We start from the raw sequence: 23,188 nt of genomic DNA, 5'->3' as shown, positions 1-23,188 counted from the left end.
TCCGTCCCCCGTGGCGCAAGCTAGAGGGCGTCTTTGTGGGAATTCTGTGGAGCCACTCAGAGGGAGGACACCTGGGCGTATGCGGTGTTGCCGCGCGCCGGAGGGGGCTGACGCCGCCCGGGTCAGGGTTGAGGCGTGACGTGCACCTGCACGGTCAGCGTGCCGCTGTTGTCCTGGGAGCAGGCACCGGAGGCGTCGTTCATGCCCAGTTGCAGGCGGGCGTCGCCGGTCGCCCGGAAAGTCAGCTTCCGCCCGACGATGTGCATCGGGAAGTCCTGCTCACCCACGAGTCGGGCCAGCAAGGAGCCGAACGGAGCCCCGACTTTGACCTTGCAGGCCTTCGTTCCCTCCGGCAGCTGGTTGGTTTTCGGGTCGTAACCGGCCGGCCCGGTCATGGGCAGCTTTCGGGAGTTGGCCGTCCATTCTCCGGACACGAACTGGACGGTGATCCGGTCGCCCTGATGGACGGACACGCCGGTGACCGGCTGCCAACCGGCCGTCGACTCGACGACCTGACGGGCCGTCCCCGTTTTTGGAGTGTTCGGAGTGTTCGGAGTGCTCGAAACGTTCGGAGCGTTCGGATCATCCTTGAGCGGCAGCGTTCCGGTGAGGAAGAGACCGCCCGCAACGCCCGCCGCCAGTATGGCCGTTCCGGCCAGCCCCCATCGCAGCCGCTTCGGCCGCGCCGAGCGGGATGCCTGCGCCTGCGGCTGCGGCTGTGGGAGTTCGAGCGGCGTGGTGTGGCGCCCCGGCGGCACGGTGTCCGCGGCCGGGACGCGCCATTTCGGGTTGGCGGCCATCGTGTTCGCGTCGGCCATCGGGGCCGCAGGCCGGAGCGCGAGTACGGTCGCCGGCGGCAGGAACTCGACGTCCGGCTCGCCGGCCACGACGCCTCGCAGCGCGGAACGCACGGCTGCCGTCGAAGGACGCTCGGCCGGGGACTTGCGCAGCAGCGCTTCGACGACCGGGCGCAGCGGACCGAGCCGCTCCGACAGGCTGGGTTCCTCGTACGCCACGGCGTGCATCGTCGCGGGTGCTCCCGGCCTGCGGAAGGGGGACTCGCCGCAGCACACCGTGGCGAGTGTGGCGCCCAGTGACCACAGGTCGGAGGCCGGTCCGACCTCTGTTTCCATCACGCGCTCCGGCGCCATGAACTCTACGGAGCCGACCACTTGACCGGTGCTCGTCAGGAACTCGCCGTCGTCCAGGGCCGCGATGCCGAAGTCGGTGAGGACGGCGCTGCCGTCACGGCGCAGCAGCACGTTGGCGGGCTTGATGTCCCGGTGCAGAGTCCCGACCGCGTGGACGGCGTCCAGCGCGTCGATCAGTTGCAGGCCGACGGCGGCGGTCTGCTGCGGTGTGAGCGGTCCGGTCTCGGCCGTCCGATTCGCCAGCGAGGACCCTTCGACGAGTTCCATGACGATCCACAGCCGGTCCTCGGACTCGACCAGGTCATGGACTCCCACCACATGGGGATGCGGCACCCGGGCGACCGCGCGGGCCTCGCGGATGGCACGCCGTACCCGTACGCGGTGGTCCTCGTCGCCGTCGGTGAGGACGTGCAGTTCCTTGGCGGCGACCGGTCGGTCCAGCAGTTGGTCGTGGGCGCGCCAGACCGTGCCCATGCCGCCTCTGCCGAGGACGTCGTGAAGCAGATACCGTCCGGCGATCACCCGTTCCGAACGCGTGGTCACCTGGTCACCGTCTCCGGATATCACGCGCTCTCACGTTTCCTTTGGGAGCGGTGTCCGCGGGAGCGCTCCAGCCGCCCGCGGAGCAATCCGCGCGCTTGTCCGCCGAGGTTGATGCTGGGATCTGCCGGTTGCGACGCCGGCCTGCCCGGTGGGGCGCCCGCTGTATCTCCCCGAACTCGCGGGCCGCGGACCGGAGACGGCGCCGACGCGGTCCACGGCCCACCGGGTGTTGCTCCGCAACGGCCTGATCCTCACCCAGGAGGCCGATCTTGTCTTAGCTGGAATGGGAGCTTCCTTTGCTGGGTTCGTCCGGGCCAAGCGCTACGTGCGGATGGTGTGACACGGCCGGCGTCCCGCCGCTCGATCCCGAATTGCGGTTACTGGTTCGATCCACTCGGAACTCGTTTGCTCTGCCGTGAGCCTTTGCCAGACGCTAGAACCATGAGGAGAGCGGCAGCAAGGTCCGAAGGGAGGATTAAATGCCCTGTCGCGCGGATTAATGCGAGGATCGCCGGGCCGACCTCCGCCCCCAACATCACCGCGGCCCGGCTCCATGCCTTCGGCTCGAGGCAGCCGGCGCACCACGCGGTGGCGCAGGTGGACGACTCTCGATCCGAACGTGCGGGTCTCGACGAGTTCGAGATCCACCCGGCGCTCGCGCCGGGGAAGAAAGAACGAGATGCCACCGCCGACCAGCACCGGGTAGACCCTCAGGGCTTCGTCAAAGTTGAGCCTTGCGCTCTTTGTTCGCGTCTCTCTCGGGAGGTCGGGCTCCTGCTGTTCATCTCCGGGGCGTCCATTCGTTCGCGAGGAGGCCGAGGATGGCTTCGTCTGCGTATGCGCCGTACACCCAGGCGGAGAGCCGCAGTGTTCCCTCGCGTGTGAACCCGACTCTGGTTGCCGCCGAGAGCATCGGGGTGTTGTCGGTGAGGGTCTCGATCTGCAGGCACTGTAGTCCGCGTACGGCGAATCCGTACTCGCACAGCGTGTGCAGGACATCGACGCTGAGCCCGCGGCCGCGGAATGCGGGGCGCAGGGCGATCCCGGTGTGAGCCGTCCGGTTGTGTGTGTCGATGCCCCAGAGTAGGGCCTCGCCGGCCAGCTCCTGCGACTCCAGCTCGACAACGGAGAAGCACACTGCCTCGTCCGACGGTCCGGTCGCAGCGAAGAAGAGGTGATCCGAGCCTGGTTGGACGGGCCGCCACGGGCGAGAGTCGGCGCAGGACCGTGTGGCCACATCGTCGTAGGTTCGCGGGGCTGCCGGTCGATCGTGACGAGGTCGAGGAGGCTCTGGAGGCGGCGTTCGAACTCGACGGCGAGGTCACCGGCGCGGTCAGCGGCATAGGTCGCTGCCATCTGGACCTCGAAATCGCGGAGGGCTCAGACCCTGCTGCGGCCCTGGAGCGGCTTCGGTCAGTGCTGTCCGAGCTGGGCGTCGCGGACTGTGCGACCTTGAACGTCAGTGAGTGATCGGGCCGCGATTCGCGCTCGCCCGCCCCAGCGGATGCCCTTCTTGCTGCGGACCCGGGCGCGTTCACGGCGCTCTGCCGCCAGGACGTCCCGGTGACCGGCCCAGCTTGGTCGGGCGGGTGGTGGCCGTCTGGGCGACGAACTCCTCGTCGTCAGGACTGAGCAGGCGGGGCCGGACTCCGGCCCACTGTGCGACATCCGCGAGTTCTCCTGAGCCCGGATAGGTACCCGAGGCGTGCCGGCTCCGCTCAGGGCTGATCTCCGTCACCGGCCCGCGATCGGAACGGCCTCCTGGCGCACGCGCGTCCGGTAGCGCTGCGGCGACTCCCCGACAACGCGCTTGAACGCCGTGCTGAACGCGCTCTCCGAGCCGTAGCCCAGCTCGGCGGCGAGCGCCGCGACGCGGGCGTCGCCGTTCCGCAGCGCGCGCTGGGCCAGCAACATGCGCCACCGGCCCAGGTAGGTGAGCGGCGGTACACCGGCGGCCTCGCGGAACCGCTCCGCGAATGTGGTCCGGGACATCGCGGCGGCGCGCGCCAACTCCTGCAGCCCCCATGCGTGTTCGGGGCGGCCGTGGAGCAGGTCGACGGCGGGGCGCAGGCGCTCGTCGACGAGCAGGCGCAACCAGCCGGAGGGCAGGAGGGTCTGGTCGACGTAACAGCGCAGCACCTCCAGCAGGAGCAGTTGGCCGTACTGCCGGATCGCGAAGGCCGAGCCGAGCCGGTCGCCGGTCGCCTCGTCGAAGAGCCGCAGCAGGACGGCGAGCAGCCGGTCCCCGTCTCCGGTGGCGGAGGACCGGATGTGGGCCACCGGTGGAAGCGACTCCAGCAGGAGCGTCCGCCCGGCCTCGTTCACGCTGACGCACCCGCCGATCACGACGTCGTCGACGGCAGGGTCCGAGCCCGCGAAGCGGGCGGTGGAGAAGTCCGACTCCGGCTGGATCTCGTGGCGCGGCGCCGCGCCGGCCTCGAAGGCCACCCACGAGCGCCCGGTGAGGATGGCCACGTCACCCGCCACGAGGTCGATCGGTTCGACGACGCCGTCGGTGGTGAGCCGGGCGCGCCCGCTCACCATCGCGAAGAACTTGACCGGATCGGCCAGCGGGCCGCGGGCCCACCACCCGCCGCGGGCCGCGACGCCGCCGGTCAGCACGCTGCGCACCTCGACCAGGTCGAGTGCCTCGGAGAGTCGGTCGGGATCCACGTCCGTACTCTCGCGCAAGAAATTGGGATGCACAAGTATTCATAGTCCGGCGAACGACAGACAGGCTGGTGTCAGCGACACAGCAGGACGATCTGAAGGAGACACCATGCGCTACCGCAGCCTCGGCCGGACCGGGATCAAGGTCAGCCCCTACGCCCTCGGCGCGATGATGTTCGGCGCCCTCGGCAACCCCGACCACGACGACTGCGTCCGCATCATCCACCGGGCGCTCGACGCCGGCATCAATCTCGTCGACACCGCCGATATGTACGCGCACGGCGAGTCGGAGGAGATCGTCGGCCGGGCGCTGAAGGGACGACGGGCCGACGTCGTGCTCGCGACCAAGGCCCGGAACCCGATGAGCGACGAGCCGAACCACCAGGGCGCGTCCCGGCGCTGGCTGGTGCGCGCGCTGGAGGACTCGCTGCGCCGCCTCGACACCGACTACGTGGACATCTACCAGATCCACCGCCCGGACCCAGACACGGACATCGAGGAGACCCTCGCGGCCCTCACCGATCTGCAGCGGGCCGGAAAGATCCGCACCTTCGGCACGTCGGCCCTGCCGGCCTCCGACATCGTCCGGGCGCACTGGGTCGCCGAGCGGCGCGGGCTGGCCCGGCCGCGCACCGAGCAGCCGGTCTACTCGATCCTGAACCGGGGAATCGAGCGCGAGGTGCTCCCGGCGGCACAGGAGTTCGGCATGGGCACCCTGGTCTGGTCGCCCCTCGGCGGCGGTCTGCTGACGGGGCGGTACCGCAAGGGCCAGGAGGCCGCGACGCACCGGTCGAGGTACGGCTTCCGGCACCTCACGGACGACCGTCGGCTCGACGTGGTCGAACAGCTCATCCCGCTGGCCGAGGAGGCCGGCCTGCCGCTCACGCATCTCGCGATGGGCTTCGTGCTCGCCCACCCGGGCGTGACGTCCGCCCTCCTCGGACCGCGGACCATGGAACACCTGGACGACCTGCTCGCGGGCGTCGATGTCACCCTCACCGACGACGTGCTGGACCGAATCGACGCGATCGTGCCGCCCGGCACCGACACCGGCACGCTCGACATGGCCTACCAGCCGCCAGCCCTCCAGCGCCCCGAACTGCGCCGCCGACCGGCCGGCGAGCGCGCGGCGGCATGACGTCGGCTCCGGCCGGAGCCCTGCCTGTGCCTGTGTCGCCCCCGGCTGGTGTGAGGCACAGCGAAAGCGTCACTATTAAGCGCGGTCTGACCGTCAGTGGGGTGCTTCCGGAACTGCCCAGATCACGGGCTATCCGGCGGCGAGGAAGTGGTGACAGTCGAGCCGCGCTTCCGGTGACGCTTGCCAGCGTTTCACGGTGACAGTTCCGCCGCGTCTCCGTTAGGTCGAGATCAACGATCAAGATCGGTGCCCGCCGAGGTGTCGGTCGTCACGAGTAGGCCCGCCGCAGCACTGCTTCCTGGCTCGTACCCGTGATTTCGCCATCGGGGCCGAACGCGGCGTCCAGCGCTTCCACGACCTCATCCCGGTCGATGGGCAGACCGGCAAAGACGATCTCAATGAACACCGCGTTCCTCCGCTCCGACCCGGCGAGCCATACCGGTCACGGCACTAGGTGGCTGGCTGCTCCTTGGCGTGGCAGGCCGGGCAGACGAGCGGAAGGCGTCCGTGGCCGTGGACAGTTTGGCCTGGTTCTCCTCCTCGACAGCCAGTTCCGCGAGGTAGGCGCGGACACTCATGCCGCGAGCGGTGGCGAGGGCCGCGAAGCCACTTCAAAACCGGCGCATGATCGGCAAGCAGTTCAACCTCGCCGAGGCCCGCCACCGCCTGGCCCGGCGGATCTTCTTCGGACAGCGCGGCGAACTGCGCCAGCACTACCGCAAGGGCATGGAGGACCAGCCCTTTTTCTGCCCCGCGCAAGCCGGCCGCCGACCGCTGCGCCAAGCGTCGGCCGATGAGAACGCCAGCGAGGCGTAGCGGAGCGTTGCCCAGGGCAGACAGTTCACGTTTCGTAGCGGCCATGGTGCGCGCGTGAGAGGGCGGCGGCGCCCTGGCAGGCGAGGGTGGCGGCATCGTCTGCGTACTGGGGGATGTCGTCGGGCCATTTCGAGGTCGGCTGGAGGATCAGCAGCGAGACGGCACCGTGCAGGCACGCGCAGATGGCCCGGGTCAGCGCCGTCACATCGCCGTGGAGCACGCCGGCGTCGGCGCATCGCTGCACCGTTTCCCGCAGGAATCGGAAGCAGGCGTCGGCGACCTGCTCAGTGGCGGCTGTCGCGGGTCCGGTCGCGACCAGGCGGTAGCGCAGGGGATGGTCGAGCCCGAACCTGATGTAGGCGACACTGCGCTGGTGGAGTTCGGTGAACGGGTCGGTGGTCTGGGCGCTGATGCTCAGCATCCGTCGGCCGAGCTCGTCCCAGACCCCGAGGCACACGGTGTGCAGCAGTTCCAGTCGGTTGTCGAAGTGCAGATATACCGAGGGGGTGCTGACCCCGACAGCCTGTGCCACCGCACGGATGGTCACGCCGTCCTCGCCGGCGTTGTCGAGCAGCGTGCCGGCTGCTTCGATGAGCTCGTCCCTCAGTCGGCCGCCGTGGCCTCGCTTGGCGCGACTGCGCCGACGGCCTTCGGTTGTGCTGGCGCGGGCGTCGGCCGTGGTCTGGCCGGGTCCCTTAGTCATGGCGCCGACGGAGGGCGACGAGCTGAGTGACGCGGACGCAGAGCCGGTCCTTGTCATCCCTGATGTCGATTTCCACGGCGACCGTTGACTTGCCGACGTGCAGCGGGCGGGAGGTCGCGAAGGCGCCGGTGCCGTGTACGGGCCGCAGGAAGTGGGTGGTGGATTCCATGGTCGCGGGGGCGGTGTCGGCGGTCCCGTTCAGCGTGGCGCACACGGCGCCGGCTACATCGGCCAGCCCCATCAGTGCCCCGCCGTGCATCGCGGCGCCGATGGTGGACTGCTCGGGCGTGTAGGCGAGTTGCGCGGTGACGGCGTCGGCCTTGAGGGCTCCGAAGCGTATCCCGAGCGTCCTGGCGAACGGCGCCAAGGTGTAGACGTCTTGCGCGGTGATGGTCATCGCGGCCCCTCAGGTTGTCGCCGTTAAGTTAACGGTGACATGTTATGTGGGCGTCACGGTTCGCGTCCACGCCTGTGGCGCGAGGCTGCAGGGCTGTGCAGCCTTCCGGTGCCGATCGGAGGCGTGCTGAGAGACGCCGAGCTGTCATTCGGATGAGACAACTTCAAGTGTCTGGAGAACCATCCCATTTCGGCTGGAACACCGGCTCGCCGGGGAGCGCGCTGGGCGGTGGCATCTGATCACGGGCCTGCGCCATCCTGCGCGTCTCCTCCGGCAACATCCGGCGCGACGCCCTCGACCCGGCGCACCGCCCGGCCTCGGACCAGGTGCTCGAACTCCGCCCTGTGGTCAACGTGCCAGCTCAGGTAAAACAGCCCCTGGTTGATGACACCGGCATCGAGGCCGCGCTTGTACTCCACGACGACGGGTGATCCGTTCTCGTCCAGGCCGAGCGAATCGGTCCTGCCCCCGTGGACAGGTCCAGTGCTGTACTCGCTCGCCAGAAACCGTACGCCCAGTAGCGTCTCCATGTGTGTCTCGACCAGACCCTGCACATCTGCCTCGGTCTCAGCAAGACGTGGCGCGACCTCGGTCGCGCCACTCGTCGTCGTGTGGAACAGTTTCAGGCTCGACACCTCCCCCTCCTCGGCTCGAAGATCCTCAACGCCGGGCGGGCCGGGGATTGTTTCCGCGAGGGGCTTCGGGCCTGTGAAGTTGGTGTGAGACGCTACGTCCGGCCACCGCCCCCGGCGTCCCACCGTCCCAGGAAGCTGCGTTGGCAACGGCTACGTCACATCACCGTGAGACCAGGCACATGGCTGGCCCCACGTGACCGCACCACAGTTCATCAGGGCCGGCAGGACGCCCGGACGCTGAGCAGCTCGGTCCGCAGCACGGGCGTGCCGTCGACAGGGGCCGGGTCCTGCGTAGTTGGCTCGATGCCGCCAGCAGCGATCTTGTCGAGCGTCTCCAGGCCGGCGGTACCGACCGTGCCGAACACCGTGTAGTTCGGTCGCAGCGCGGAGTCGCCGTAGACGACGAAGAACTGCGAACCGTTCGTGTCCGGCCCGGCGTTGGCCATCGCCAGCAAACCGCGCCCGTAAAGGCGACGGACGCCGGTCGGATCGCTCGGTGCCGGAGGCAGGTCCACCGGCAGCTCGTCCTTGTACTCGTACCCCGGCCCACCCTCGCCAGTGCCAGTCGGGTCGCCGCACTGCAGGACCTTCAGCGTCGGGTACGCCGTCAGCCGATGGCACACCGTACGGTCGTAGAACCGGTGCCGCGCCAGGTGCAGGAAGCTCTGGACCGTGCACGGCGCCTTCGCCCGATCCAGGCGCAGCGGGAGCGGGCCCTGGCTGGTCGGGACAGCCATATCGACCGTGCCGTGACTGGGGGTGTGCCGCGGGTCGGGCGGCAGGGGAACCGGCCGCGCCGCCGGCTCGTCCGGGGTCTGGGTGTACTGGCAAGGACCGTGCGTGGTTCGCGGCGGGCTATCGGAAGCGGAGGCGGTGGTGCTGCCCCCGGACACGACCAACGCTGCTGCCGCCAATGCGGTCATGAGAGCTCGGTTCATCCTGCACACCCTCCAAAAGATCGCCAGATTTCGGAGCGGTCGCAGTCTAAAGTGCGGCCCGGCGGGCGAGTACCCGTCCGCAAGCCACATCCGCCTCCCAGCCCGCGGCCCGCGGCCGCAGGCCACTTCGTTCGGATGCGGCACAGCGTCGGCTGGCCGATCAGGGCGTCCACCCGGTGCACGACGGATGCTCCCCGAACCCGGTCGAGCAGCCTCCCCAGTCCACGCAGACGCCCCCACCGAACGCTGCCGTGCGCATGAGGTGATCTCACCGGGGTGCCGCCATCACTACGAAGTCGGTTCCAAGGCGTTCGGGGTCGGCCTGGGCGTCGGCACTCAACGACGTCACCTCAGGCAGCAATGGCTCCTGCGGCGGCAGTTACCTGTGCACCGCACGTCCGGGATACGACGGCCCGACCGGCCTCGGCACACCCAACGGCACCGGCGCCTTCTGACGGCAGCACTCTCCGACCAGCAAGGGCTGGGCTCGCGCCGCACTACCGCGGCACCAGCCCAGCCCTTGCCTCGTCTCAGCCCCCAGCCGGCCGAAGACCACACGCTCCATACCGTGCCTGGCGGCTACGGCCCTGTTCGAGAGCATCGGCGCCCGGCGCGCGGCCAGCACCCTGGAGCTCGTCCACCACTGACGCTCGATCACACCGCACCGAGCGAGGCCGAATACACCGTCGCAGAACGAATGAAGTGAGAGACCATGACCAAAGCAGCAGGGGGCGTAGAAGCCGAGGGCACCGTCATCGAGTGCCTGCGCAATGCCACCTTCATGGTGGAGCTACAGAACGGGCACACGGTGCTCGCCCACATCAGCGGGAAGATCCGGAAGAACCGCATCAAGATCCTGCCGTACGACCGGGTGCTCGTGGAACTCAGCCCCTACGACCTCACCCGCGGCCGGATCCGCTACCGGTACAGGGCGTAGCAGAAGCTGCCGGCGTCTTCGAGACCGCCAGTATGACAATCAGAAGCCGTGGTGGTTCTGCTGCCTCCGGCGGGTGGCCATGGCTCTATCGGGAGCTGTAGGGAAGGAGCGCCATCTCTCGTGCGTTCTTGATGGCCTGCGCTATCTGCCGCTGCTGCTGACGCGTCACGTGGGTCACCCGACGGCTGCGGATCTTCCCGCGGTCGGAGATGAACTTCCGCAGCAAATCAGTGTCCTTGTAGTCGATATAGGTGATGTCGGCGGCGTCCAGCGGGTTGGTGCGCTGTCGCTTGGCGGCCTGCCGCCGGGTGCTTGTGGGACGGGGCATGGTGAGGTCGGTCCTCTCTTTCAGGTCACGGGGTCGAGCAAGTCATCGAAGGCGTGCGGGAGTTGTTTCCAGCAGTCCCTGCCCGCCGCGTACTCGTCGTCGGTGAGCAGGCACGAGTCGAGCAGGGCCGACAGGCCGTCACGGTCCAGGCCGGGTGAGGTGAAGGTGAGGTACTGGCAGCGGTCGCCGTGTTCGGGGTGCCAGTCCACGGAGGCGGCGATGCGCCGCTCGGGGGGCACCATCTCCCAGGCGGCGTCGGGCAGTGCGGCCAGCCAGGGGCCGACCGACTCCACGCACAGCGCGCCGCCGGCGGCGTCCCAGGACAGCAGTGTGTCGGGGCGGTCCGCCAGCCAGAACCGTCCCCGGCTGCGGGCGGCCGCGCACGTCAGGTCCTCCAGCGCCGCATAGAGGCGCTGCGGGTGGAAGGGTCGTTCGTGCCGCCAGACGAAGGTGCTCACGCCGTGCTCGTCGCACTCCTGCGGCAGCAGCGCGCACGCGGGATGCATGCGGGCGGCGGCCGCTGCCACGTCGAAGCCTGCCGACAGAGCTGCCCCCAGGGCGCCGTCGCTCTCCACACGTACCTTTCGTGCGCCTGGCGTGAGCTGGGCGAGCAGCGCGTGGTCGGTGTCGTCGGCGACCTGCCCGCCGTCCTTGCGGGGACCGTCCTCCACGAGGGCGATGACCGTGGGGTATTCCAGTTGCCGCGCGAAGGTGTCGGAGATGGTGCGCTGGTCGGTCGGAGCCGCGGCGAGGCCGGCATCGGTCAGGTCGTCGCCGTTGGACAGGTACGGCAGGACGAGTGCCGGGTCGACGGCGGTGGCGACACCGGTCAGGGCCAGCGGTGCGCCCGCGGCGGCGATGACTGCGGCCATGGCCTGCGGCTCGACGGAGTCCCACAGTTCCACGACGGCCAGCCGGTACCGTCCCTCCCCCGCGAGCCGCAGCAGTTCGGGGACGAGGTCCTCGCGCAGCGCGCAGCAGGCGCAGTCGTTCACCAGGGGTGCGTCACCACTGCCCAGCAGACCGCTGGCATCGCGTACCGTGCGGTGCACCGCGCTGTCGACGGCGGACGTCAAGTCGTGGTGCAGCGCGACCGAGCCGGGGACCGTACGCAGGATGTCCTCTACGGCGGCCCGGCGGGCGTCGGCGTGCAACCCGCCGACGATCGCCACCGGCAGCCGCGCCTGACCCCCGATCACTGCTTGCTCCGTCCGCGCCCGTACCGCCGCTCGAAGCGCTCGACCCGCCCCGCGGTGTCCAGGACGCGCTGGGTGCCGGTGTAGAAGGGGTGGCTCGCCGAGGAGATCTCGACGTCGATAACCGGGTAGGTGTTGCCGTCCTCCCACTCGACGGTCTTGTCGCTGATGGCTGTCGACCGGGTGAGGAAGGCGTAGTCGGCGGCCCGGTCACGGAAGACGACCGGGCGGTACTCGGGGTGGATTCCGGGCTTCACGGCTCTCAGCGCTCCTCACGGAAGTCGACGTGGCGGCCTGCGACCGGGTCGTACTTGCGCAGGGTGAGCCGGTCGGGGTTGTTACGACGGTTCTTGCGGGTCACGTAGGTGTAGCCGGTACCGGCGGTGGACCTCAGCTTGATGATCGGGCGCAGTTCGTTACGGGCCATGGACAGATCATACATGGGATTGGTTTTCATTTTCATCAAGCGCTAGTGTGCTGCTGCATCCACCCCCAAGGAGGAACACAGCCATGTCCGCCCACTGCCAACTCACCGACCGACAGCCCGGCTTCGGGCACCACATCTCCCGCTCGCACCGGCGCAGCAAGCGCCGCTTCGACCCCAACATCCAGAGCAAGCGCTACTGGCTGCCGAGCGAAGGCCGCCACGTCCGGCTCACCCTCTCCGCCAAGGGCATCAAGACGGTCGACACGATCGGCATCGAGGCCGCGGTGGCCCGCATCCGCGCCCGGGGAGGGAAGGTCTGATGGCGAAGAAGAGCAAGATCGCGAAGAATGAACAGCGGCGCCTCGTCGTGGCCCGCTACGCCGCGCGCCGCGCCGCGTTGAAGGCGATCATCGCGTTTCCCGGAAGCTCCGACGAGGAACGCGCCGCCGCCCAGCGGGAACTACGCCGACAGCCCCGCGACGCCAGCGCCACCCGCCTGCGCAACCGCGACTGCGTGGACGGCCGCCCCCGCGGCTACCTGCGCGCCTTCGGCTTGTCCCGTATCCGGGTTCGCGAGATGGCTCACGCGGGCGAGCTCCCTGGCGTGACCAACAGCAGTTGGTGACCCGGCACGCCAGGGGCTCACAACGGGGCGTGTCAGCAACGCAGCCCGAATCTGTACCCGGTTTCGAACACGCCTTCCACCGCTCTGAATGGCGGGCGGCGAACGGCGGCACCGGCTTGTGGCGTTCTGCAGCGACCAGGTGGGTACGGCGTACCCCGCACGCGGACGGGTTCCGCGTGCGGGTCCGGGGCTGTACCCGAAGATCAGCTGGTCGTCAGGGCGGTGTCGTCCACGACGAAGCTGGTCTGGAGGGAGGAGTCCTCCACGCCGTTGAACTTCAGGGTGCCCGTCGAGCCCGCGAAGGACGACAAGTCGAAGGTCTTCTGCGCATACCCGGAGTTGTGGTTGAGGTTCGAGTAGGTCGCCAGGGTGGTCGAACCGGCGGTCACGGTCAGCTTGTCGTACGCGGTGCTGGTGGTGGTCTCCGAGGTGTCGATGTGCAGGTAGAAGGTCAGCGTGGCCTTGCAGCCGGCCAGGATCGTCACCGACTGGGACAGCGTGTCGGTGTGCGAGGAGCCATAGCCGTCGAGCCAGGCGTAGTACGAGCCGCCGTGGGCCGCCTCACCGGAGTCGTTGACGATCACACCGCTGGTGGCGGTCCAGCCGGTGCTGCCCGACTCGAAGCCCGGGTTGGCCAGCAACTGGGAGGAGGTGCAGCCGCCCCCGCCGGAGCCGACGGTCCAGGTGAAGGAGGTCGAGCCGGAGGCGCCGGTGGAGTCCTTCGCGGTGACCGTGACCTGGTAGGTGCCCGCGGTGGACGCCGTACCGGAGATCAGGCCGGAGGAGCTGTTGATGGACAGACCGGTCGGCAGCCCGGTAGCGCTGTAGGTGAGGGCCGCGCCCGCACTGTCCGTGGCCTTGATCTGCAGGCTGACCGAGCTTCCGGTGGTGGTGGACTGGCTGCCGGGGTTGGTGACGTGGGGCTCATCCTGCTGGTCAGCCTGAAGTCCCCTCCGGGACCGCATGGCAACCGCAAGCGCTCCCTTCACCGTCGCCCAGCTCCTACGACACCCTCGACGAGCCAAATGACGTCAGCCGGCCGCGCACCGCCGCGCCGCCCATGGCCACCTGCGTTTGGAACGCACCGCAAGGGCTCTCCAGCCTCGGGTGCGAAAGGACCTACGGCCCGAACACGCCCCTTCGCGCCAATGGCAACGGGAGTTTCGCGGCACATACCGGGGGCGGTGCGGAAAACGCGGCCGGTGAAGAGGTTCATGATCCAGACATAGGGAGAAGCACGCTCGATCTTCTGACGATGCTCGGGCTGAGACCACGGCACAACCGTTCCCGTACTCTTCCTCAGAGCCGCCGCGCAGGACCGGCTCCGGAGGGGGCACGGACAACCGCGAGGGAGACGGCATGGGAACCGCTGACCGGCAGAGTGCCGGAGACTGGAACCGGGTCGGCGACCCGCCCCGACCCAGAGGTGGTCGTGCGAGCGAGTACGGCCACGACTATGGGTACGGGAATCCTCCTGAGTCGATACCTCACCCCGGCTACGGACCCGATCCCGGCGCAGGCCGCCTCCCCTCTCAGGCGGTAGGCCACGGGCACGCAGGAGTGACCGGCGCCGGACATGGCTCCGGTCACGGCCCCGAAGCGGGAGCCGGCGGTCACGGACACGCGCACACCCACGCCCACAGTCACAACCACGGGCCCGCGGCGCCGGTCTCCCAGCACCTGCGCAAGGTCATCGCGGCGATCCTGATCCCCTTCACCGCCGCCGTCGTGGTGGGACTCGTCGTGCTGTGGCCGGGAGGAGCCCCGCCACACAAGCGCACGGGTGTCGGCTTCGACCAGCAGACCCAGCAGGCGACGGTCACCAAAGTCGTCGAGGTGAGCTGCAAGTCGGTGAACGCCTCCGGCGAGACCCCCACCGGCGACACCTCCACAGCCGAGGGCAACTCGGCGCAACAAGAGGCGAACGGCACCTGCCACAAGGCCACGATCCGCGTCGACACCGGCAAGGACAAGGGACGCACCTTCACCGAGATCGTGCAGCCCGACCAGGCGCGACAGCTGCACCAGGGCGAGAAGGTCGTCACCGCCTACGAACCCTCCGCACCCAAGGACCTGCAGTACTCGGTCACCGACGTCAACCGCCGCTTTCCCATGGGCCTGCTGGCCGGGATCTTCGCCCTCGCCGTCGTGGTGGTGGGCCGACTGCGCGGCGTGATGGCACTCGTGGCGCTGGCCATCAGCTTCATGGTGCTCAACTTCTTCATCCTGCCCGCGATCCTCCAGGGCTCCAACCCGCTGCTCGTGGCCGTGATCGGGTCGAGCGCGATCATGCTGATCGCCCTCTACATGTGCCACGGCCTGTCCGCCCGCACGTCGGTGGCGGTACTCGGCACGTTGGCCTCACTGGCGCTGATCGGCATCCTCGGCTCACAGTTCATCGACTGGGCCGCGCTCACCGGCAACACCGACGACCAAACCGGCCTGATCCACGGCCTCTACCCGAAGCTCGACATGAGCGGCCTGCTGCTCGCCGGCGTCATCATCGGCTCTCTCGGCGTCCTCGACGACGTGACCGTGACCCAGACGTCCGCCGTCTGGGAGCTGCACGAAGCCAACCCCTCGATGGGCTGGCGCGGCCTGTACCGGGCAGGCATCCGCATCGGCCGCGACCACATCGCCTCCGTGGTCAACACCCTCGTCCTCGCCTACGCCGGCGCCGCGCTGCCCCTGTTGCTCCTCTTCTCCATCGCGCAGAGCGGCGTTGCCACGGTCGCCAACAGCGAGCTGGTGGCCGCAGAGATCGTGCGCACGCTGGTCGGGTCGATCGGCCTGGTCGCCTCAGTCCCGGTCACCACGCTCCTCGCCGCCCTGGTCGTCTCGGCAGACCGGCCCGCTCCGCAGACGGACACGGCCACAGCGGGCACGCCGGCTACTGGCCGAGCACCTGCCAGCCGGGGCGGACGTCGGCGGAAGCGTTAAGAACGAACTCCGCAAGGTGCGCCCACAACTGCACTTCTCCGGTCTCCGCCCTCGAATCAATGGCAGTTCACCACGTCTCCCCCGCTCCTCTCCGCCCCAGAAACGACCAAACCCGAAAGGCACTGCCGGCAGGAATGCCGAGCCAAAACAGCGAATTGCAGCACGAGGCGTTCAGCCCCGAGCGCATCCGCGCCGCCTGGAGGGGTACCGCGAGCGTCCAGGACATCGCCCAGGTGTTCGGCATGTCGAGATCAAAGGGCTACGACCTTGTGCGTCGCAGGGAATTCCCCTGCAGTGTGCTGCCGATCGGCATCACAGCCCGTGTCGTCGCCGCCTCACTCCTCCGCGTCCTCGAGAGCGGCGAGCCGGCAGCCCCTCCGGACCAGACCGGCGGGGCTTCGTCGTGCTGTCAGGTGTCACGCGCGAATCACAAACCCCGTGGACACGCTCCGGTGCAGGATCCCGAAACTGGACATATGTCCACATAGGACTGGGTGGACGGCCCTGGACGGCTTCTACGACATGTGCCATGTGGTACCTAGGGAGGGACCCAAGATCAGGACGGGAGCCTCTTCTGGCCCGTCAAATCGGTATTGCAGGGTGTTCGACGGTGTCTCACTCACGCGTCTGACCCTCTCATCTGTCACGACAGCCCCTATGAGCGGGGTGCTGGCCGTAGCTGTTTGACCAGGTGGAAGACCTCCCGGGCCGCATAGCCTTTGAGGCAGCGGACGATTTCGCGCCGGGTCTTGCCCTCCTTGATCCGGCGCTCGTAGTAGTCCTGGGTGCGCGGGTCGACCCGCAGGCGGGTGAACACGATGCGATGGAGCGCGGCATTGGCCTGACGGTCGCGGCCGCGGTTGAGGCGACGGAATTGCCGACGTCCCGAGGAACGCTCGACCGGGCTCACACCACAGCGCGGCGAAGGACGCCTCGCTGTCCAGCCTTCCGGGTTGTCCCCCACCGTGATCAGCAACGTGACCGCTGTGTCCGGGCCGACCCCCACCACCTCGAGCAGCTGCGGGGCATGACGTTCCACGAGCCACGTCAGACGGGCGTCCACCTCGCGGATCTGCTCGGAGAGCTGGCCGATCCGGGATGCCAGCAGGCCCAGCGTGATCCGGGTGGCCTGCAGCACCGACTCCTCGCCTGCCTCCACGCGGCTGCTCGCGTCGGTGAACCGCGCGCAGGTACGGAAGAGTTCGGCATTGCCCAGTCCGGCCAGCTCTTCCCGCAAGGCAGGATCGGCGGTGACGAGGACGGCCTTGGGCTGGTGGATGGTTTGAGTGCGGGCTTTGACGGCCGACGCCTTCGTGAGTTTGTACATCCTGGCGATCTGCACCGGCCCGTCGCCTGCTTTGGCCCGTGCACAGGCACGTCCGCTCAGTACGGCGCGCGCCGCGTTCTGGGCATCGAGTGGATCCGATTTGCCGCGTCGGCGGCGATCCGCTCGGTCCATCCACCGCATGGTCTTCGACGTTGCGCTGGACGCGCCCACGGCGGCCAGGCCGTCCTGTCGGAGAGTGCGTACACCGCACCACGAGGACCCGGATTCAGAGGTTGAATAGGCTGGAGTTGTCACGGACGTAATCGGCCACCCCCGACGGAGGCCGCCCGGTGACCTGCTCGACACCGTCCGTCTTGCGGTCGTATCGATTCTCGGCGTGAAGACGAGCCATGGTGGAGATGTGCTGAAAGGCATGGTCCGGCAGCCCCAGCGGTCTGAGATCGTCGTTGATCCATTCCTGCAGCGGGACGTCGGTGTACCCGACCGGTCGTCCCAGAGCTGCGGAAAGCTCTGCCGCCATGGCCGCGGTGTCCTCCGAGCGCGGGCCGGTCAGCTCGTAGATTCGGCCGATGTGCGGGTCCGGATCGGCCAAGATCTCCTCAACAACCGCGGCGACGTCCCGAGCCGTCACAGGGGAGGTTTTCGCCCGGCCGAAGGGCAGTCTGATGTTTCCGTTCTTCGCGATCGAGGAGAAGCCGACACGGAACAGCGGGTTCTCCATGAACACGGTGGGCCTGATCTGGACGACGGGCAGGCCTGACCAGCCGAGGACCTGCTCCACCATCCAGTGCTGCCGCTGCTGCACGGACTCGGAGGTGCTGGTGAGATCCATCTCCGAGACAGTGAGCTGCGACATGTTCACGAACACTTCCAGGCGTCCGTACGCGCGGGCGACGGCCGCTGCCGTCACGGCAGCCTCGAGATACTGTGCCGACACGCCCATGCCGAAGTACATACGTCCACAACCGGCCAGGGCGTCGGCGACGTCGACCGCGCGCGTCAGGTCTCCGACGACGACCTCGGCTCCCGTCGCGCGCAGCGCCTGCGCTCGCTCGTCCTCGCGATGCACCATGGCGCGGACGCGCAGGCCCCGTTGCCTCAGCCCCTCGACCACAGATCGTCCGACGGCACCGACACTGCCCGCCGCGCCCGTCACCAGTATGGGCAGCGCACTGGCTTCCGGGGTGCCGTCCATAGGAGCAGACTGGGGTGTGTACCTCCGCGGCGCAACCGGAGGCGGCCAGCCTCGCCGAGGTTGTGCCATCATCATCCGCCGGTACGAGACCAACGTGGGCCCGCTCAACGGGGCCAAGGTCGTCGCCAGGGCGTGGACAGACCCCGACTACCGGCGGCGCCTGCTCCAGGACGGCACCGCCGCCATCGACGTCTTCCCCGGCTGGCTGCACACCTACTGGCTCACCAACACGGCCGCCTGCCCGTCATCAGGGCCATGGCCGAACGCAACGCCAACGTCGTGCGCTGGACCGAGTTGGACCGCGGTGGCCACAAACGATGAAAACGATCAGGCAGGCAGGACGTTCCGTCGTGGCCTGGACGGCGCTGCGCTCACCGAATGCAGCCACCCCTCGTGCGGTCCGACGAGCTCACCGTCGAGCACGAGGGCCTCGCTCAGCTCGGCGGCCGCGGCCGCGGCCGCGGCCGCGGAGGCGGAGGCGGAGGCGGCGGAGGCGGCGGCGGCGGCAGCGGCAGCGGCAGCGGCAGCGATGTCAGGATCACCACGAGTCCGGGACGCGCGAAGGGCTGGCCCGGAAACCGTCCACTTTCTGCTCCGCGATCCCGTACGCCGCAGAGCCTCATCCCCAGGCAGCGATCGTTGTGCTCGGCGAGCATCGGCTCGATCGAAGGGCCAGCACCACACCGTCACGTAGGCCATCTGGCGGTCGACGCTTGCGCCCGGTGCGGGCAGGCGTTCCGCTGGCAAGCGGATGCCAGAACATCCCTCTCTTCCGCCCGGCCTGCCCACGTACGGCCGGAGCTGCGCCAACGGAGGCCAGATGCCCATCTGCACCACCCGCGACGGTGTCGAAATCTTCTACAAGGACTGGGGCCAGGGGCGTCCCGTGGTGTTCATCCACGGCTGGCCGCTCAATGGCGACGCCTGGCAGGACCAGCTCAAGGCCGTCGTCGACGCCGGATACCGCGGAATCGCGCACGACCGTCGCGGACACGGACGCTCCACGCCCGTCTGGGACGGCTACGACTTCGACACCTTCGCCGACGACCTCAACGACCTGCTCACCCACCTCGACCTGCGAGACGTCACCCTGGTTGCGCACTCCATGGGCGGCGGCGAGCTCGCGCGCTACATCGGCCGACACGGCACCGGGCGGCTGCGCTCGGCGGTGTTGCTGTCCGCCATCCCGCCGGTGATGATCAAGTCTGACAAAAATCCCGAGGGCGTGCCGGAAAAGGTGTTCGACGCACTCAAGAACGGCATCCTCGCCGAGCATTCCCAGTTCTGGAAGGACACCGCGGAGGGCTTCTTCTCCGCCAACCGTCCCGGCAACAAAGTCACCCAGGGCAACAAGGACGCCTTCTGGTACATGGCGATGGCGCAGACCATCGAAGGCGGCGTGCGATGCGTGGACGCCTTCGGCTACACCGACTTCACCGAGGACCTGAAGAAATTCGACATCCCCACCCTGGTGGTGCACGGCGACGACGACCAGGTCGTGCCCATCGACGCCACCGGCCGCAAGTCCGCCCAGATCATCCCGAACGCCGAGCTGAAGGTGTACGAGGGCAGCTCCCACGGCATCGCGATGGTGCCGGGCGACAAGGAGAGGTTCAACCGGGACCTGCTGGAATTCCTCAACAAGTAGAAGCCCACCCTGCCAGCCGCAAGTTCTTGCTCGCCTTCGCCCAGGACGACGAAGGAACGTCCGCGCCCTCGGACTCGGGCCGGCCGACATCGAGCAGTTCCTGCACAGCGGCCTCACCCTGCGCCCCGACATCGCGGTGCCGGATCCTTTGCCGGTCACGATCGCCTCGTATCCCCGCATCCTGACCGTGGTCGATTGCGATGCGCAGGAGGATGGCCGCGCCGTCGGCGGCTTCAGCATGGCTGACGACCACCTCACCGGAGAGGTCCAAGCCGCTGCTGGGCTGCGGCTCTTCGGAGTGACGGTCGTTGATCTCTTTGAGGGCGTCCCATACCCCGCCACCGGTCGACCGCTGTGCGGGGTCCTTGGCCAGAAGACGGCTGACGAACGGCGGTGAGACCCCCTGAAGAACTGCGGGTCGGCGCGCAGGTTGCGCAACCGGTGGAGTCACCCTCACGAGCGGGGGCCAGCCCCTCGCCGACGAAGCAGACCATGGAGGCACTGGCGAACGACCGGGTCGAAGTCCTCGCCGACGAGCGCACCCGGCAGGTCGAGCACGCTCTGTCGCAACCCGTCGAACGGTGAGGAGGTGCCGGCCCGGTCCGGCGGGGCTGCCCGCAGAGGATCACCGCCTGGTTCCTGCGGCAGCTCGACGAGGTGCTGGATCAGTCCTCAGGACAACGTAGGCAAGACCACAGCGCGGGAGGAATCATGACGGTTGAGCCGACTGCGGGTTACGGATCCCGCGACCAGGCCCTGCACGGGCAGACCCTCGTCGTCATCGGCGGGAGCGCGGGCATCGGGCTGGCGACCGCACGGCTCGCCCGGCTCCAGGGCGCCGACGTGATCCTCACCGGACGGGACCCCGAACGCCTGCACACCGCCGCCAAGGAGGCCGACGCCCTCAGCACCGCCGCCTTCGACGCCCATGACTTGGAGCAACTCGAACGGTTCTTCCAGCAGCTGCCAGGGCCGATCGACCACGTGATGGTCACCGCGGGCGGCCCGTCCTACGGCCGCCTCCTGGACATGGACGCCGCCCAGGCGCGCCGGGCCATCAGCGACCACATGGTGCTCGCCCTCGAGGTCGCACGCCACTGCGCCGGCACCGTACGGCCGGGCGGCACACTGCTGCTCATGAGCGGCACGGGAGCCCGCCGGATCCGGGCCGCCCTCGGTGTCGCCCCCGCTGTCACCGCCGCGACGCCCGCGTTCACGGCCAGTCTCGCACTCGAGCTCGCACCGGTCCGGGTGAACCTGATCGCCGCCGGCTTCGTGGACACGCCGTTGTCGGCCCGGCTGCTCGGCGACGCACTCGACGCCCGCCGCGAGGAACTGCGCGCCACGCTGCCGATCGGCCGCGTAGTCGTACCAGAGGACGTGGCGGCGCTCGCCGTGCACATCATGACCAACACCGCGCTCACCGGTGCGACCTACGACATCGACGGAGGCCAGCAGCTCGTCGGCTGAGCCGCGCATCGCGGTGGCCCGGATTTGTGTGCTCCGGACTTGATCGCGGGACGGGACCGACAACGTCATCAGTGCCGCGCCTACTTCCTGGGGGCCTCGTCGGCCACTCAGTGGCCGGCGCCGGGAATGACTACCCTCCGCACGTCGTGGGCGACGAGTAAGCGACCGTCCTCGTCGCAGCCATCAACGAGTGGCTGTGACCACACCGTTGTTGAACAACCAGAAGTCCTCGCCGGTACCGGATCTCAGGGTCTCACCGATGGCGTTGTTGACGGCGGTGGATCCCGCGTAGTCGCCTACGTTCGACTCGAACAACTCCAGGCGCAGTGCCTCGTTGTCGGACGTGATGAAGCGGTAGTACTCGTCCAGCCGCGCCAGACATACGTATCCCTCGGCGAGTGACGTGCTCATCGGTGTTTCGGTGAACGCCAGCTGTGCGACGGCTTTGGCTCCCCGGGCAGTCCGCTCGCGCAGGTCAGCAGCGTTGAGGTACTCCAAGTCGGCCCGCGTACCGGACGTGATCTTCGCAAGTTCCCGCCTGAGCCGGTCGCCCTTGGCCTTTAGACGCCAGTTCCTCGAGGATGTGCAAGAAGCGGCGCGTACGCTCCAGCCGTTTGGCGTCCGTCCACGAACGTCCAGATACCGTCAATTCCGCAGTCGTGCGCACCGTCGACTATGCCGTCCATGATCTCGTCGTTGTCCAGGTCCCAGTCCTGCAGAGCCTTGTCCGCGGCGAAGAACGTGAAGAAGTCGTCCCGGCTCTTGTCCGGCGCGAGCTTACGATGCTGGTCCTCCAAGATGCGCTCCAGTAGCCGCTGATCATTGCTCTGCACCGACGCCACGCGAGACCCCCAATCTCCACCTGCCGGGGAAACCACCAGAAGCCGAGCAAGCGGACCGGCCGAACCCGCACCACTACGATCCAGCAAAGACTGAGCGCCGGGGCCGGCGAGAGTCGGCGAGCCGGCCACTCGGCATCAGGAGCCGGGCCACGACCTGCTCATCGGCGGTGCCACTCCTCTGCGAGGAGTTGGTAGGAGCGCACCCGGTCGGCGTGGTCGTGGGTGATGGTGGTGATGATCAACTCGTCGGCGCCGGTGGCCTCCTGCAGTTGTTCGAGTTGGTCGGCGACGTGCCCCGGGGAGCCGACGAACTGGGTGTCGACACGGTCGGCGACCAGGGCCCGGTCCGCATCGGTCCAGGTGTGGGCGCGGGCCTGCTCCGGGGTCGGGAAGGGGATGGCGCCCTCGGCGGTGCGGATGCTGCGGACCCACGGGCCGTAGCCGGTGGCCAGTTCGCGGGCGGTCTCGTCGTCCTCGGCGACGACGACGTCGGCGGAGACGCTGACGTAGGGCTTGTCGAGGTGGTCGGACGGCTGGAAGGCGGCGCGGTAGCCCTCGGCTGCTTCCAGTACGGTGGCCGGGCTGACGTGGTAATTGGCCGCGAAACGCAGGCCGTTGCGGCCCGCGACGACGGCGCTCTGTCCGCCGCTGCTGCCGAGGATCCATACCTGCACCGCGGCGCCCTCGCCGGGGATGGCGTGTGCGTCGACCCCGTCCGGGGAGCGGTAGTCGCCGCGCAGGAGCGCGAGGATGTCGTCGACCTGCTCGCCGTAGTCCTGGGGGCCGGCGCCCGGCTGGTGCAGGAGCTGCTGCTGGAGCAGGAAACGGGGCGAACCGATCAGGTGCTCGAAGGAGAAACGTGGCGGGATCTTCAGCCCATTGGGGGCACGCCCGTCGACGACGGGGGTCGTGGTCGGCCGGGGCCCTGCCGTCTGTCCAGGGGGACGTCCGCCCGAGCGGCCGAGGCCCAGGTCGAGTCGCCCGGGGTGCAGGGCGTCGATCAGCCCGAACTCCTCGACGGTGGACAGGGCGGTGCGGTGACCGAGCTGTACGGCACCGGCGCCGATCCTGATCGTGGAGGTCGCGGAGGCGGTCAGGGCCAGCACAACGGCGGGAGAGGTCCCGGCCACGCCCGGGTTGAGGTGGTGCTCGGCGAACCAGTAGCGGGTGTAGCCGAACCGCTCGGTCTGCCGGGCGAGGTCGATGGTGTTGCGCAGCGCCTCTGCGGCGGTGGAGCCGGACGCGATCGGGACGAGGTCGAGGACCCCGAGAGGGATGCCGGACATGGTCGGGTGGTGCTC

Annotated in this window: 26 protein-coding genes and 6 pseudogenes; 11 read left to right on the top strand and 21 right to left on the bottom strand. The window is 68.8% G+C overall.

Annotated features, from left to right (window positions below; translation table 11 throughout):
• Positions 1–122: 122 nt before the first annotated feature.
• The 3 genes and pseudogenes from ACFYZZ_RS03770 to ACFYZZ_RS03760 all read right to left on the bottom strand — a co-directional run bounded on the left by ACFYZZ_RS03770 (position 123) and on the right by ACFYZZ_RS03760 (position 2,931).
• Entirely contained in the window at positions 123–1,694 is a 1,572-nt protein-coding gene (locus ACFYZZ_RS03770) for a protein kinase (protein ID WP_389171130.1), read from the bottom strand.
• Positions 1,695–2,270: 576 nt separating this feature from the next.
• Positions 2,271–2,405 (bottom strand): annotated as a pseudogene (locus tag ACFYZZ_RS03765) (dihydrofolate reductase); the annotation flags it as partial.
• 70 nt (positions 2,406–2,475) lie between these two features.
• Positions 2,476–2,931, bottom strand: coding sequence for a GNAT family N-acetyltransferase (locus tag ACFYZZ_RS03760; protein WP_389171127.1), 456 nt, complete (start codon positions 2,929–2,931; stop codon positions 2,476–2,478).
• Between ACFYZZ_RS03760 and ACFYZZ_RS03755 the strand changes: the two genes are divergently transcribed.
• Entirely contained in the window at positions 2,922–3,164 is a 243-nt protein-coding gene (locus ACFYZZ_RS03755) for a hypothetical protein (protein ID WP_389171124.1), read from the top strand. The two genes, ACFYZZ_RS03760 and ACFYZZ_RS03755, sit on opposite strands and share 10 nt — an antisense overlap.
• 264 nt (positions 3,165–3,428) lie before the next feature.
• Here the strand turns inward: ACFYZZ_RS03755 and ACFYZZ_RS03750 are convergent, their stop codons facing one another.
• The gene (locus tag ACFYZZ_RS03750; RefSeq protein ID WP_389171121.1) at positions 3,429–4,367 is read right to left on the bottom strand and encodes an AraC family transcriptional regulator; all 939 of its coding nucleotides are present in this window, start codon (positions 4,365–4,367) and stop codon (positions 3,429–3,431) included.
• Between the two features lie 106 nt (positions 4,368–4,473).
• Between ACFYZZ_RS03750 and ACFYZZ_RS03745 the strand changes: the two genes are divergently transcribed.
• Complete coding sequence (locus tag ACFYZZ_RS03745; protein WP_361233873.1) at positions 4,474–5,502, top strand: aldo/keto reductase; 1,029 nt, start codon at positions 4,474–4,476, stop codon at positions 5,500–5,502.
• A 268-nt stretch (positions 5,503–5,770) separates the two neighbouring features.
• Here the strand turns inward: ACFYZZ_RS03745 and ACFYZZ_RS03740 are convergent, their stop codons facing one another.
• Positions 5,771–5,908, bottom strand: a complete 138-nt coding sequence (locus tag ACFYZZ_RS03740) for a hypothetical protein (protein ID WP_389171118.1) — start codon at positions 5,906–5,908, stop codon at positions 5,771–5,773.
• A gap of 218 nt (positions 5,909–6,126) precedes the next feature.
• Here ACFYZZ_RS03740 and ACFYZZ_RS03735 point away from each other — a divergent pair, with 218 nt between their 5' ends.
• The gene (locus tag ACFYZZ_RS03735) at positions 6,127–6,318 is read left to right on the top strand and encodes a Tn3 family transposase (protein WP_389171116.1); all 192 of its coding nucleotides are present in this window, start codon (positions 6,127–6,129) and stop codon (positions 6,316–6,318) included.
• A 25-nt stretch (positions 6,319–6,343) separates the two neighbouring features.
• On the opposite strand, the gene ACFYZZ_RS03730 is transcribed toward ACFYZZ_RS03735, so the two are convergent.
• From ACFYZZ_RS03730 to ACFYZZ_RS03715, 4 genes and pseudogenes are all read right to left on the bottom strand, one after another.
• Positions 6,344–7,021 (bottom strand): TetR/AcrR family transcriptional regulator, encoded by a 678-nt coding sequence (locus tag ACFYZZ_RS03730; protein ID WP_389171113.1) that lies wholly within the window; start codon positions 7,019–7,021, stop codon positions 6,344–6,346.
• Positions 7,014–7,418, bottom strand: coding sequence for a PaaI family thioesterase (locus ACFYZZ_RS03725; RefSeq protein ID WP_389171111.1), 405 nt, complete (start codon positions 7,416–7,418; stop codon positions 7,014–7,016). Before ACFYZZ_RS03725 ends, ACFYZZ_RS03730 begins: the two co-directional genes overlap by 8 nt.
• A 311-nt stretch (positions 7,419–7,729) precedes the next feature.
• Positions 7,730–8,053 (bottom strand): annotated as a pseudogene (locus tag ACFYZZ_RS03720) (transporter); the annotation flags it as partial.
• Positions 8,054–8,265: 212 nt separating this feature from the next.
• Entirely contained in the window at positions 8,266–8,790 is a 525-nt protein-coding gene (locus ACFYZZ_RS03715; protein ID WP_389171108.1) for a peptidylprolyl isomerase, read from the bottom strand.
• A 524-nt stretch (positions 8,791–9,314) separates the two neighbouring features.
• Here ACFYZZ_RS03715 and ACFYZZ_RS03710 point away from each other — a divergent pair.
• Positions 9,315–9,446 (top strand): annotated as a pseudogene (locus ACFYZZ_RS03710) (peptidase S8); the annotation flags it as partial.
• 257 nt (positions 9,447–9,703) lie between these two features.
• On the top strand, positions 9,704–9,928 hold the full coding sequence (gene infA / locus ACFYZZ_RS03705; RefSeq protein ID WP_389171106.1) for a translation initiation factor IF-1: 225 nt from the start codon (positions 9,704–9,706) through the stop codon (positions 9,926–9,928).
• An 85-nt stretch (positions 9,929–10,013) separates the two neighbouring features.
• Here infA and rpsR read toward each other — a convergent pair whose 3' ends face one another.
• The 4 genes from rpsR to rpmG are packed head-to-tail and all read right to left on the bottom strand — an operon-like array spanning position 10,014 to position 11,879.
• Entirely contained in the window at positions 10,014–10,256 is a 243-nt protein-coding gene (gene rpsR / locus ACFYZZ_RS03700; RefSeq protein ID WP_389171104.1) for a 30S ribosomal protein S18, read from the bottom strand.
• Positions 10,257–10,276: 20 nt separating this feature from the next.
• Positions 10,277–11,455 carry a CobW family GTP-binding protein gene (locus tag ACFYZZ_RS03695; protein WP_389171101.1) on the bottom strand — a complete coding sequence of 393 codons (1,179 nt, stop codon included), beginning with the start codon at positions 11,453–11,455 and terminating at the stop codon, positions 10,277–10,279.
• Positions 11,452–11,709: a type B 50S ribosomal protein L31 gene (locus ACFYZZ_RS03690; RefSeq protein WP_389171098.1), complete on the bottom strand. Its 258-nt coding sequence runs from the start codon at positions 11,707–11,709 to the stop codon at positions 11,452–11,454. Before ACFYZZ_RS03690 ends, ACFYZZ_RS03695 begins: the two co-directional genes overlap by 4 nt.
• Before the next feature lie 5 nt (positions 11,710–11,714).
• Positions 11,715–11,879, bottom strand: coding sequence for a 50S ribosomal protein L33 (rpmG, locus tag ACFYZZ_RS03685; protein WP_014150502.1), 165 nt, complete (start codon positions 11,877–11,879; stop codon positions 11,715–11,717).
• 83 nt (positions 11,880–11,962) lie between these two features.
• Between rpmG and rpmB the strand changes: the two genes are divergently transcribed.
• Together rpmB and rpsN are read left to right on the top strand one after the other, a co-directional pair.
• Complete coding sequence (gene rpmB / locus ACFYZZ_RS03680; protein WP_389171093.1) at positions 11,963–12,199, top strand: 50S ribosomal protein L28; 237 nt, start codon at positions 11,963–11,965, stop codon at positions 12,197–12,199.
• Positions 12,199–12,504, top strand: a complete 306-nt coding sequence (gene rpsN, locus ACFYZZ_RS03675; protein ID WP_389171089.1) for a 30S ribosomal protein S14 — start codon at positions 12,199–12,201, stop codon at positions 12,502–12,504. Before rpmB ends, rpsN begins: the two co-directional genes overlap by 1 nt.
• A 203-nt stretch (positions 12,505–12,707) precedes the next feature.
• On the opposite strand, the pseudogene ACFYZZ_RS03670 reads toward rpsN, so the two are convergent.
• A pseudogene (locus ACFYZZ_RS03670) lies at positions 12,708–13,421 on the bottom strand (putative Ig domain-containing protein); the annotation flags it as partial.
• A 643-nt stretch (positions 13,422–14,064) separates the two neighbouring features.
• Between ACFYZZ_RS03670 and ACFYZZ_RS03665 the strand changes: the two are divergent.
• Positions 14,065–15,444, top strand: coding sequence for a YibE/F family protein (locus ACFYZZ_RS03665; protein WP_389171086.1), 1,380 nt, complete (start codon positions 14,065–14,067; stop codon positions 15,442–15,444).
• 521 nt (positions 15,445–15,965) lie between these two features.
• On the opposite strand, the pseudogene ACFYZZ_RS03660 reads toward ACFYZZ_RS03665, so the two are convergent.
• From ACFYZZ_RS03660 to ACFYZZ_RS03650, 3 genes and pseudogenes are all read right to left on the bottom strand, one after another.
• Positions 15,966–16,067: pseudogene (locus tag ACFYZZ_RS03660) on the bottom strand (3-oxoadipate enol-lactone hydrolase); the annotation flags it as partial.
• A gap of 32 nt (positions 16,068–16,099) precedes the next feature.
• On the bottom strand, positions 16,100–16,903 hold the full coding sequence (locus tag ACFYZZ_RS03655; protein ID WP_389171084.1) for a transposase: 804 nt from the start codon (positions 16,901–16,903) through the stop codon (positions 16,100–16,102).
• A gap of 94 nt (positions 16,904–16,997) precedes the next feature.
• The gene (locus tag ACFYZZ_RS03650; protein WP_389171081.1) at positions 16,998–17,927 is read right to left on the bottom strand and encodes an NAD(P)H-binding protein; all 930 of its coding nucleotides are present in this window, start codon (positions 17,925–17,927) and stop codon (positions 16,998–17,000) included.
• Between the two features lie 70 nt (positions 17,928–17,997).
• On the opposite strand from ACFYZZ_RS03650, the pseudogene ACFYZZ_RS03645 reads away from it, so the two are divergent.
• A pseudogene (locus tag ACFYZZ_RS03645) lies at positions 17,998–18,114 on the top strand (nitrile hydratase subunit alpha); the annotation flags it as partial.
• A gap of 633 nt (positions 18,115–18,747) precedes the next feature.
• Complete coding sequence (locus tag ACFYZZ_RS03640) at positions 18,748–19,575, top strand: alpha/beta fold hydrolase (RefSeq protein WP_389171078.1); 828 nt, start codon at positions 18,748–18,750, stop codon at positions 19,573–19,575.
• Here ACFYZZ_RS03640 and ACFYZZ_RS03635 read toward each other — a convergent pair.
• Positions 19,565–20,026 carry a hypothetical protein gene (locus tag ACFYZZ_RS03635; protein ID WP_389171075.1) on the bottom strand — a complete coding sequence of 154 codons (462 nt, stop codon included), beginning with the start codon at positions 20,024–20,026 and terminating at the stop codon, positions 19,565–19,567. The genes ACFYZZ_RS03640 and ACFYZZ_RS03635 overlap by 11 nt on opposite strands.
• A 260-nt stretch (positions 20,027–20,286) precedes the next feature.
• Here ACFYZZ_RS03635 and ACFYZZ_RS03630 point away from each other — a divergent pair, with 260 nt between their 5' ends.
• A complete protein-coding gene (locus tag ACFYZZ_RS03630) occupies positions 20,287–21,045 on the top strand; it encodes an SDR family oxidoreductase (protein WP_389171072.1) in 759 nt (252 codons plus the stop codon).
• 183 nt (positions 21,046–21,228) lie between these two features.
• Here ACFYZZ_RS03630 and ACFYZZ_RS03625 read toward each other — a convergent pair whose 3' ends face one another.
• The 3 genes from ACFYZZ_RS03625 to ACFYZZ_RS03615 form a co-directional block, all read right to left on the bottom strand.
• Positions 21,229–21,456: an AIPR family protein gene (locus tag ACFYZZ_RS03625; protein WP_389171069.1), complete on the bottom strand. Its 228-nt coding sequence runs from the start codon at positions 21,454–21,456 to the stop codon at positions 21,229–21,231.
• A 149-nt stretch (positions 21,457–21,605) separates the two neighbouring features.
• Positions 21,606–21,887: a hypothetical protein gene (locus ACFYZZ_RS03620; RefSeq protein ID WP_389171066.1), complete on the bottom strand. Its 282-nt coding sequence runs from the start codon at positions 21,885–21,887 to the stop codon at positions 21,606–21,608.
• Between the two features lie 158 nt (positions 21,888–22,045).
• A complete protein-coding gene (locus tag ACFYZZ_RS03615) occupies positions 22,046–23,173 on the bottom strand; it encodes an LLM class flavin-dependent oxidoreductase (protein WP_389171064.1) in 1,128 nt (375 codons plus the stop codon).
• Between the last annotated feature and the right edge of the window lie 15 nt (positions 23,174–23,188).

Origin of the sequence: Streptomyces sp. NPDC001816 (genome assembly GCF_042892235.1) — a bacterium.
GTDB lineage: Bacteria > Actinomycetota > Actinomycetes > Streptomycetales > Streptomycetaceae > Streptomyces.
Note: the sequence above shows the minus strand (reverse complement) of the source record. Positions and strands in the feature narration are given on the sequence as shown.

Excerpts from the sequence above, each read along its gene's own strand:
- ACFYZZ_RS03745 (WP_361233873.1), top strand. The coding sequence starts at position 4,474 with ATGCGCTACCGCAGCCTCGGCCGGACCGGGATCAAGGTCAGCCCCTAC.
- ACFYZZ_RS03735 (WP_389171116.1), top strand. The coding sequence starts at position 6,127 with ATGATCGGCAAGCAGTTCAACCTCGCCGAGGCCCGCCACCGCCTGGCC.
- ACFYZZ_RS03730 (WP_389171113.1), bottom strand. The coding sequence starts at position 7,021 with ATGACTAAGGGACCCGGCCAGACCACGGCCGACGCCCGCGCCAGCACA.
- ACFYZZ_RS03725 (WP_389171111.1), bottom strand. The coding sequence starts at position 7,418 with ATGACCATCACCGCGCAAGACGTCTACACCTTGGCGCCGTTCGCCAGG.
- ACFYZZ_RS03715 (WP_389171108.1), bottom strand. The coding sequence starts at position 8,790 with ATGGCTGTCCCGACCAGCCAGGGCCCGCTCCCGCTGCGCCTGGATCGG.
- infA (WP_389171106.1), top strand. The coding sequence starts at position 9,704 with ATGACCAAAGCAGCAGGGGGCGTAGAAGCCGAGGGCACCGTCATCGAG.
- rpsR (WP_389171104.1), bottom strand. The coding sequence starts at position 10,256 with ATGCCCCGTCCCACAAGCACCCGGCGGCAGGCCGCCAAGCGACAGCGC.
- rpmG (WP_014150502.1), bottom strand. The coding sequence starts at position 11,879 with ATGGCCCGTAACGAACTGCGCCCGATCATCAAGCTGAGGTCCACCGCC.
- rpmB (WP_389171093.1), top strand. The coding sequence starts at position 11,963 with ATGTCCGCCCACTGCCAACTCACCGACCGACAGCCCGGCTTCGGGCAC.
- rpsN (WP_389171089.1), top strand. The coding sequence starts at position 12,199 with ATGGCGAAGAAGAGCAAGATCGCGAAGAATGAACAGCGGCGCCTCGTC.
- ACFYZZ_RS03655 (WP_389171084.1), bottom strand. The coding sequence starts at position 16,903 with ATGGACCGAGCGGATCGCCGCCGACGCGGCAAATCGGATCCACTCGAT.
- ACFYZZ_RS03650 (WP_389171081.1), bottom strand. The coding sequence starts at position 17,927 with ATGGACGGCACCCCGGAAGCCAGTGCGCTGCCCATACTGGTGACGGGC.
- ACFYZZ_RS03640 (WP_389171078.1), top strand. The coding sequence starts at position 18,748 with ATGCCCATCTGCACCACCCGCGACGGTGTCGAAATCTTCTACAAGGAC.
- ACFYZZ_RS03630 (WP_389171072.1), top strand. The coding sequence starts at position 20,287 with ATGACGGTTGAGCCGACTGCGGGTTACGGATCCCGCGACCAGGCCCTG.
- ACFYZZ_RS03625 (WP_389171069.1), bottom strand. The coding sequence starts at position 21,456 with ATGAGCACGTCACTCGCCGAGGGATACGTATGTCTGGCGCGGCTGGAC.
- ACFYZZ_RS03615 (WP_389171064.1), bottom strand. The coding sequence starts at position 23,173 with ATGTCCGGCATCCCTCTCGGGGTCCTCGACCTCGTCCCGATCGCGTCC.